This window comes from Burkholderia sp. BCC1998 (assembly GCF_905339875.1).
Taxonomy (GTDB): domain Bacteria; phylum Pseudomonadota; class Gammaproteobacteria; order Burkholderiales; family Burkholderiaceae; genus Burkholderia.
Window position 1 is genome coordinate 140,396 of record NZ_CAJPHE010000022.1, and the last position, 7,421, is coordinate 147,816.

The following is a 7,421-nucleotide window of genomic DNA, read 5'->3' on the forward strand; positions in this document are numbered from 1 at the left end:
CAATTGTGGAAGAATCATGTCCTATCCAGCAGTGCCAAGAATCGTCGATCGGACTGATCCATGCCGTGCCTGTCCCCGTCATCCGCGAGACCGTCATGTCTGAGCCCCCCTCCACCCTGACCATCGAAATCGACCGGCAGCATCGGTTGCCGATCTATCTGCAGATCTGCGAGCGGTTCAGAACCGCGATCGCCGCGGGCCACCTGCGTCCCGGCGATCGCGTGCCCGCGCTGCGCGGCCTCGCGACGCAGCTGAACACCGCGCGCGGCACCGTCGAACAGGCATACACGATCCTGGTCGACGAAGGCTATCTGCAGATGCGCGGCGCGGCCGGCACGTTCGTCTCGCCGTCGCTGCCGAAATCGGTGACGCGGGCGGCGCCCTCGCGTGCCGACGATCCGGTCCGGCACGCCGAGGATGCCGGCCTGCGCCAGCCGCCGGGCATGTCACGCGACAGCCCGCCGCCGCCGCGCGCGCAACCGATCGCCGTCGCGCTGAGCGGCGAGCCGCGCCCGCTGCAGCCCGGGCTGCCCGCGCTCGACGCGTTTCCGCGCAAGGTATGGCACCGGCTCGTGTCGCTGCGCGCGCGCAGCGCCGACCGCGCGCTGCTGGGCTACCCGAATCCGGCCGGCTACCGGCCGCTGCGCGAACACATCGCGACCTATCTGGGGCTGTCGCGCGGCGTCACCTGCGTGCCCGAACAGGTGTTCGTCACCAGCGGCTACCGCGCGACGCTGGAACTCGTGCTGCGCAGCCTCGCGCGCCCGAACGACCGTGTGTGGTTCGAGGACCCCGGCTATCTGCTCGCACGCAGCTTCCTGTCCGAGACCGGCGTGGAACTCGTCCCGGTGCCGGTGGACGCCGACGGAATCGACGTCGAGCGCGGCCTGCAGCTGGACGCGCACGCGCGCTTCGCGCTCGTGACGCCGTCGCGGCAGAGCCCGCTCGGCCATACGCTGTCGCTGTCGCGGCGCATCGCGCTGCTGGACTGGGCCGAAAAGACGTCGGGCTGGATCGTCGAAGACGACTACGACAGCGAGTTTCGCTATCTCGGCCGCCCGCTGCCGGCGCTGAAGAGTCTCGACCGGCGCGATCACGTGATTTATTGCAGCACCTTCAGCAAGGCGATGTATCCCGGCTTGCGGCTCGCGTATGCGGTCGTGCCGGAACGTGCGGTGGAACGCGTCGAACGCGTGGCCTGCAGCATGAACGCCGGCTCGCCGACGCTCCTGCAGGCGGCCCTTGCGGATTTCATCGAACAGGGGCACTTCGCCCGGCACCTGAAGCGCATGCGCACGCTGTACGGCGAGCGCCGCACGCTGATCGTGAACGCGTTGCGACAGGTGTTCGGCAAGCGGATGATCGTCGAACTGCCGGTGGGCGGCATCCAGTTCGCGGTGCGGTTCACCGACGGCCCCGACGGGCCGGTCGACGACGTCGCCGTCGCCGCACGCGCGAGCGACGCGGGGCTCGCGGTCGTGCCGCTGTCGATCTGGTACACGAACAGCCACACGCAGCAAACGCCGCGCGGCCTCGTCATCGGGTTCGCGAACGTCGCCGACGCGGACGAAGCGCACCGTCACGCACGGACGCTCCTTGCGTGCCTCGACGGCTGACGCGCGGCGTGCGGCCGGGCCTCCGGCGTGGCCCGCTCGGACGACGGCAATCTCGCCGTCGATCTGCGCCTGCCCGCCGAGTTCGGCGGGCCCGGCACCGGGACCCATCCGGAACAGCTGTTCGCGGCGGCCTTCGCTGCGTGCTTCCACGGCGCGCGATTGGTTCCGAAGCGGCAATAGAGTGCGCACCTTCCCGGCACTACTGGCCCGTGGGACCTGCAATTACGATGGTCGCCAGGCAGGTCGCGCAATGAATGGTCATGCGCAGCGCCGATAGCCCTGCTTCAGCAATCAGGAGAACGTATCATGACGCAACGTATCAACTACTTTCAGCAATCGCCGGAGCTGACGAAGAAGCTCGTCGAACTCGACGGGCTGCTTCAGAAGACGACGATCGAAGTGCCGGTTCGCGAACTCGTCGAGATTCGCGCGTCGCAGCTCAACGGCTGCGCGTTCTGCGTCGACATGCACATCAAGATGGCCAGGATCCACGGCGAGCGCGAACTGCGCGTGCATCACGTCGCGATCTGGCGCGAGTCGCCGCTGTTCTCGCCGCGCGAGCGTGCCGCGCTCGAATGGACCGAAGCGCTGACGCAGCTTTCGCCGCACGGCGTGCCGGACGATCTCTACGATCGCGTGCGCGCCCACTTTGCCGAGAAGGAGCTGTCGGATCTCACCGTCCTCGTCGGTGCGATCAACTGCTGGAACCGCCTGAACGTCGCGTTCCGGATGGTGCCCGGCTCGTTCGACAAGATGTTCGGTCTCGACAAGGCCAACCTGGAGTAACGACATGAAACGCATCGTGCTCGCGCTTGCACCGCTTGCGCTGTCGCCGCTGATGCCCGTTCCGCCGGCTGCCGCCGCACCGCAAGCCAAGGTGACGCAACTGACCACGGAGCCGCTGCCCGAGTATCCGGGCAAGGAAGTGGAGATGATCGTCGTCGATTATCCGCCCGGCAGCGTCGACCCCGTTCATCGCCACGACGCGCACGCGTTCGTCTATGTGCTCGACGGCAGCATCGTGATGGGCCTGAACGGCGGCAAGACGGTCACGCTGCACGCGGGCGACACGTTCCACGAAGGCCCCGACGACGTGCACACGGTCGGACGCAACGCCAGCAGCACGAAGCCGGCGAAATTCGTCGTGTTCCTGATCAAGAACAAGGACGCGCCGGTTCTCACGCCGGTGAAGTAGCGGGGTCGTCGTCGAGGCGCCAGGTCGGCCGGAAACGGCAGCTCGGCGCCGCGAGCGAATGCGTTCCGCAACGCGACGGCTTGCCTGGGCTGGCCGGCCGCCGCCGTCGCCGTCTCGGCCGGCGGACAGCCGGCAAGCGGTCCTGCAAACCGCATGCCCCGCCTTTGAAGGCCCTTCGCTGAAAAGCCGGGATCGGCTGCGTGCAGCCGGATGCCCGATGCGGGCGACACATGGACATGAGCGCGACGGACGGGAAGCCTCAATCTTGCGACGATCCCATCGACACGTCGCCGACGAGCATCCCTCTCAACTGCTCTCGCCACGCCGTGACATTCTCCGCACCGTTCAGTCGCTCGAACTCCCGTTGCGCTGCCTGCCAGAGTGGCGATGCTCTTTCGTGCAGGCGCCGGCCCTCCTCGGTGAGTTCGACGAGGCGGCTTCGGCCGTCGGTGGGCGAGGGCTTGATCGTGACGAAGCCGTCGCGCTCCAGGAAGCCGACCATTTTCCCCATCGCCGTTCGTTCGATATCGAGCCGTTCGGCAAGGGCGTTGACGGGGGTACTGCCCACTTCGTGCAGGGCGGCCAGGGTGAGGAATTGCGTGATGCGCAGACCCGACGGCTCGAGATGGCTATCGTAGAGTCGGGAGATCTGCCTGCTCGCCTTCCTCACGGCGAAGCAGTTGCATTGATCGATGCCGAGCGGCTGGTTCACGGGCAACATCGGTTGCACTCCTGATTTCGGTTGATTGCGCGAACGCTACGCGCGCGTCGCGCGAAGCTACGGTGGCAGCTATCGATGATAGCCGGGAGCGACGGCGCTGGCCTACGATCTGCGCACCTCGCGGCTCGCCGCCGAATCCGGCCCGTGTCGACCGCGGTGTTCAAAACCCTGCCGGCGGCGTGATGTAGCCGGGTATCTCTGCCGCGAGCGTACTCTTCAGCACCGCTGTCCCCTCGTCGGCCATGACCTCGCTCTTGCCGGCGGCGAGCGCGTCGTAGGTCCGTCGCACGACGTCCTCGGGACTGGCTTTGGGCACGTCGATGCCGTTGGTCAGATCGGTATCCACGAACCCGACGTGCAGGCCGAGAACCTGGATGCCACGCTCGCGCAGGTGAAAACGAAGCTGGTTCGTGTAGCTCCAGGCGGCGGCTTTCGACGCGGCATACGGTGTCAGATAGGGCCGCGGGAGCCACACGATGTCGGAAAGCACGTTGATGATCGCGGCATGCGGCCGGGCCGCCAGGATCTGTTCGAAGGCCTGTGTGACGCGCACCACGCCGTGGTAGTTGGTATCGAACAAGCGAGCCGACTGCGCTTCCACGTCGGCCGACAAAGGCCCGTCGATCAGCGCGGCAATGCCCGCGTTGTTGATCAGCAGCGTCGTGTCGGCCGCCTGTTTCGCCGCCTCGGCGATCGACGCCGGATCCGTGACATCGATCCTGACCGGCACGATGCCCGGCTCGTCGAAACCGCTCGTGTTGCGCATACCCGCGTACACCTTCGCCGCCCCGCGCCGAAGCGCCTCGCGTGCAAAAGCGAGGCCCAGGCCGCGATTGGCACCGGTGATGAAGACGGTAGCGTTCCTGATATCCATGACAAGCTCCTGTTTCAAAAGCCGCGTGCCGGGAGAGTGTCGACTCCATCCACGAGCGCGCGGGTTCCTCGTTCAAAGAAAGACGTGTTCCGGCAACTGCTTCGAAAGCGACTCCCGCAGACGGGTCGCGAGCGTCAGTACGGCGCCAAGCGGGCTCATCCGCACGCTGACGCGCGGCACCGAGCCGTCGGCGTTGCGATCGGCGACCACGACCGCGCTCAACGTCTCGCCGCTCGTCAGAACGGCCTCGTATTCGAGAAAAAGCCTCGAGCCGACGGCTTGAACGAACGTTGGCGTCTGCGACACGTAAAAGGTCCCGACGGCGTCGACGGCGAGCCGGATTTCGTCGCGCCCGATTACGGGAGTGCGCAACACCGAGCTGACCAGCTCGGCGTCGGCCGTCAGATCATCGAGAAACGGATGACGATCAGGTTGGACGGGTGACATGTTCAAACCTCCCGATTCGTTTCAAGCACGTGTTCACACGAATGCGGCCCGATACTTCTCGACGAACTGCTGAACCGAGAGCGGCGGCGTTCCGGTGACCTTCTCGACGACATCGTTGGTGCCCGAGAAGATGCCGTCGTGGTAGTTCTGCGCGACTTCGACCAGATGCTGCGTGAGGAACGGCGGAAACTTGTAGAGGGTTTCCATCTTGTTCCGGAATGCCTCGATGGAAGTCGGCGCGTATTCGATCCGGGCGCCGAGAACCTCGCTCATCGCGGCTGCGATCTCGACGTGGTTCATCTCGACGGGGCCGTGGAGCGTGTAGGTCTTGCCCTCGTGGCCTTCGGGGCTGGCGAGGATGTGGGCGATCACGCGGCCCTGATCGTCGCTGGCGATCGGCGCGTGACGGCCGTCGCCGAACGGAAATTCGATCTTCTTCGTGGCCCATATCTCCCGCGCAAAATGCGGATAGACGAGCCAATCGGCGAAGAAGGTCGGGCGCAAATGCGTCGTCGCGACACCCGACCAATCGAAGACCTGCTCGGAGACCCAGTGATCCTGTGCCGCGTGGCTCAGCGACTCCCGGCGCGCGGAAATCTGCGACATGTTGACGATCGCCGTGACGCCCGCTTCCTTTGCTGCCTGCGCGAAATACGCCGCGGCCCCGATGATTCCCGGCGCGATCGGATGAAGGAAATACGCCGAGCGGATGCCTTCCATCGCTGCCCGAATGGCGTCGATGTCGGTGAAGTCGCCGACCGCGACATCGACGCCGCGCTGCCTGAGGACTGCCGCCCGATCGTCATCCGTGCGCACATAGGCCCGCACGCGTTTGTGCATCTTGAGCAGCTCGTCAATGGCAATACCGCCGGTGCGTCCGGTCGCACCGCTCACAAGAATTTCAGGCTCGTTCATCGCTTCGCTCCGTTCGAAAATGAGAGCATATGCTCCCTTGAGACGGAGATTAGGAGCATATGCTCTCATCGTCAAGTTTTTTATTGGCGCCCCGGACAACATCACACTCGGTTCGGCAGAGATCGCACAGGACAGCGTGGGGCTTTGCATCGCGCCTGCACGGCGAGCCAATGTCCGCAAGGCATTCAAGTCCGGCCCCATAAATCAGAATTTGTGCCGGTAAACACCTGACCGATCAAGACCTGGCACCCGCCATCTTCCGCAAGCATGTCTTTCCGGGGTTTACCTAACTGACTGGACGCCGAGCGCATGCTTAAATAAATCAACTTGATTTATTTAATGCGCCGAAAGCGGCGCCACATGGAGGGAGACGCCATGCGAAGCCCGCACATCGGCCAGGGCAGCAACTCGGTCAACGTGCGCCGTTACAACGAGCGCCTGCTGCTGAAGACGCTGCGCCGTACCGGCAGCGCGTCGAAGGCCGACCTCGCCCGCCACGCGAACATGACGAGTGCGGCTGTCGGCGGCATCATCGCGTCGCTCGCCGACGCGAAACTGATCGAATTCGCCGGCCGCACCGAAGGCCAGCGCGGCCAGCCGGCGTCGCTGATTCGTCTCGATCCGAATGGGGCATTCGGCATCGGCGTCCGCATCGACCGCATGCGCATCGAAACGGCGCTGGTCAACTTCGCGGGCGAGATCATCGGCTGCCGCTCCCACGACACCCTGCTCCCTCCGCCCGCGACTGTGCTCGAACTGGTTCGCAGCGACATCGAAGAGATGCAACGGCTGCTGCCCGCGCAGGATCGCGACCGGCTGGCGGGCGTCGGCGTGGCCCATCCGTTCAACCTGGGAAGTTGGCTGCGCGAACTCGGCCTGCCGGCCGAAGCCTTCCGCGCGTGGGCCGAGATCGACCTGGCCCGGGAACTCGCCAATGTCATTCCGCTGCCGGTGTTCAGCGAAAACGACGGCAACGCGGCCGCGATCGCCGAACTGTTCTATGGCTGCGGCCGGCAACGCGACAATTTCGTCTATCTGTTCCTCGGACCGGTGATCGGCGGCGGCATCGCGATCGACGGCGACTGCCTGCACGGCCGCACCGGCAACGCCGGCGATTTCGCCGTGATGCCCGTACACCCGAGCCGCCTGCCCTCGGCGCCCGCGCCGCACGGCGCGTGGGACATCCTCCTGACGCGTGCGTCGTTGAGCGCGCTGATTCGTCATCTGCGCCATTGCGGCGAGCGGGTCGAGAACCGCGCGGATCTCAACGACTGCATCGCACGCAACGTGCCGGCCGTCGACGAATGGATCGACGATTGCGTCGATGCGCTCGCGTTCGCGCTGCGCGGGGCGCTATCCGTACTCGATTTGCCGGTCGTCGTCCTTGATTCGGACGTTGACGCCGGCCTGCTCGACACGCTCATGCAACGCCTGGGCGTGGCGCTCGCCGACATCACGCCGGAAGCCCGCAGCGCGCCGGAACTCGTGCGCGGCACGTTCGGCGCCGACGCCGGCGCGATCGGCGCCGCGACGCTGCCGATGTTCTTCAATTTCTCACCACGCTCCGGCATCCTGCGCGGTGCAGGCCTGGATACGCAAGAGGTCGCTTATGTCGCGTTCTGAGTCCCCCCGGCCGCTGCTCGAGATGCGCGC

General features: G+C 65.9%; 8 protein-coding genes and 1 pseudogene. 5 read left to right on the plus strand and 4 right to left on the minus strand.

Annotation, left to right across the window (positions count from 1 at the left end; all coding sequences use genetic code 11):
- Nucleotides 1-95: 95 nt before the first annotated feature.
- From U5A56_RS29950 to U5A56_RS29965, 4 genes and pseudogenes are all read left to right on the plus strand, one after another.
- Nucleotides 96-1,616, plus strand: a complete 1,521-nt coding sequence (locus U5A56_RS29950; protein ID WP_321926045.1) for a PLP-dependent aminotransferase family protein — start codon at nt 96-98, stop codon at nt 1,614-1,616.
- Between the two features lie 12 nt (nt 1,617-1,628).
- A pseudogene (locus U5A56_RS29955) lies at nt 1,629-1,772 on the plus strand (peroxiredoxin); the annotation flags it as partial.
- Between the two features lie 150 nt (nt 1,773-1,922).
- Entirely contained in the window at nt 1,923-2,402 is a 480-nt protein-coding gene (locus U5A56_RS29960) for a carboxymuconolactone decarboxylase family protein (RefSeq protein ID WP_044848715.1), read from the plus strand.
- A 4-nt stretch (nt 2,403-2,406) separates the two neighbouring features.
- Complete coding sequence (locus U5A56_RS29965) at nt 2,407-2,811, plus strand: cupin domain-containing protein (protein ID WP_044848716.1); 405 nt, start codon at nt 2,407-2,409, stop codon at nt 2,809-2,811.
- 259 nt (nt 2,812-3,070) lie between these two features.
- On the opposite strand, the gene U5A56_RS29970 is transcribed toward U5A56_RS29965, so the two are convergent.
- The 4 genes from U5A56_RS29970 to U5A56_RS29985 all read right to left on the minus strand — a co-directional run bounded on the left by U5A56_RS29970 (nt 3,071) and on the right by U5A56_RS29985 (nt 5,768).
- The gene (locus U5A56_RS29970) at nt 3,071-3,532 is read right to left on the minus strand and encodes a MarR family transcriptional regulator (RefSeq protein ID WP_321926047.1); all 462 of its coding nucleotides are present in this window, start codon (nt 3,530-3,532) and stop codon (nt 3,071-3,073) included.
- A 160-nt stretch (nt 3,533-3,692) separates the two neighbouring features.
- Nucleotides 3,693-4,406 carry an SDR family oxidoreductase gene (locus U5A56_RS29975; RefSeq protein WP_321926049.1) on the minus strand — a complete coding sequence of 238 codons (714 nt, stop codon included), beginning with the start codon at nt 4,404-4,406 and terminating at the stop codon, nt 3,693-3,695.
- Between the two features lie 72 nt (nt 4,407-4,478).
- Nucleotides 4,479-4,853, minus strand: a complete 375-nt coding sequence (locus U5A56_RS29980) for a hypothetical protein (protein ID WP_321812915.1) — start codon at nt 4,851-4,853, stop codon at nt 4,479-4,481.
- Between the two features lie 33 nt (nt 4,854-4,886).
- On the minus strand, nt 4,887-5,768 hold the full coding sequence (locus U5A56_RS29985) for an NmrA family NAD(P)-binding protein (RefSeq protein ID WP_124489833.1): 882 nt from the start codon (nt 5,766-5,768) through the stop codon (nt 4,887-4,889).
- A gap of 375 nt (nt 5,769-6,143) precedes the next feature.
- Here U5A56_RS29985 and U5A56_RS29990 point away from each other — a divergent pair, with 375 nt between their 5' ends.
- Entirely contained in the window at nt 6,144-7,391 is a 1,248-nt protein-coding gene (locus U5A56_RS29990) for an ROK family protein (protein WP_321926051.1), read from the plus strand.
- The last annotated feature ends 30 nt before the right edge of the window (nt 7,392-7,421 follow it).

What these genes read in the sequence shown, in the direction of transcription:
- U5A56_RS29950 (WP_321926045.1), top strand. Translation starts at nt 96, where the DNA reads ATGTCTGAGCCCCCCTCCACCCTGACCATCGAAATCGACCGGCAGCAT.
- U5A56_RS29960 (WP_044848715.1), top strand. Translation starts at nt 1,923, where the DNA reads ATGACGCAACGTATCAACTACTTTCAGCAATCGCCGGAGCTGACGAAG.
- U5A56_RS29965 (WP_044848716.1), top strand. Translation starts at nt 2,407, where the DNA reads ATGAAACGCATCGTGCTCGCGCTTGCACCGCTTGCGCTGTCGCCGCTG.
- U5A56_RS29970 (WP_321926047.1), bottom strand. Translation starts at nt 3,532, where the DNA reads ATGTTGCCCGTGAACCAGCCGCTCGGCATCGATCAATGCAACTGCTTC.
- U5A56_RS29975 (WP_321926049.1), bottom strand. Translation starts at nt 4,406, where the DNA reads ATGGATATCAGGAACGCTACCGTCTTCATCACCGGTGCCAATCGCGGC.
- U5A56_RS29980 (WP_321812915.1), bottom strand. Translation starts at nt 4,853, where the DNA reads ATGTCACCCGTCCAACCTGATCGTCATCCGTTTCTCGATGATCTGACG.
- U5A56_RS29985 (WP_124489833.1), bottom strand. Translation starts at nt 5,768, where the DNA reads ATGAACGAGCCTGAAATTCTTGTGAGCGGTGCGACCGGACGCACCGGC.
- U5A56_RS29990 (WP_321926051.1), top strand. Translation starts at nt 6,144, where the DNA reads ATGCGAAGCCCGCACATCGGCCAGGGCAGCAACTCGGTCAACGTGCGC.